The organism is Actinoplanes sp. DH11 (assembly GCF_020873875.1).
Taxonomy (GTDB): domain Bacteria; phylum Actinomycetota; class Actinomycetes; order Mycobacteriales; family Micromonosporaceae; genus Actinoplanes.
In genome coordinates this window covers 1-411 of the sequence record NZ_JAHWGU010000168.1, presented here as the reverse complement: position 1 = coordinate 411, position 411 = coordinate 1, and the positions used below count along the sequence as shown (strand labels likewise).

Annotated in this window: 1 protein-coding gene; it reads right to left on the bottom strand. The window is 65.7% G+C overall.

The window, feature by feature from the left end:
- Nucleotides 1-411 (bottom strand): polyketide synthase (locus LPA41_RS41260; RefSeq protein WP_229076944.1); only part of this gene is annotated, 411 nt, incomplete at both ends.

Sequence of the window (411 nt, the reverse complement as noted above, 5' to 3'; positions counted from 1 at the left end):
ACCGGCCGTCGAACGACAGACCCCGCTGACGACTGAACTCGGCGAACGTCGTCGGCGTGGCCATCACCGTCACACCACCCGCAAGCGCCATCGAACACTCACCCGAGCGCAACGCCTGCACCGCCCAATGCAAGGCGACAAGCGACGACGAACAGGCGGTATCCACCGTGACGGCAGGACCTTCCAGACCGAACGTGTACGCCACCCGCCCGGAGGCAATCGACCCCGACGTACCCGTACCGCTGTGCCCCTCGGTGTCCTCCACGCCGAACAACCGCGTCGCATAGTCGTGGTACATCAGGCCGGCGAACACACCCGTCGACGAACCCCGCAGAACAGCCGGATCAATACCGGCCGACTCGAACGCCTCCCACGACGCCTCCAACAACAACCGCTGCTGCGGATCCATCG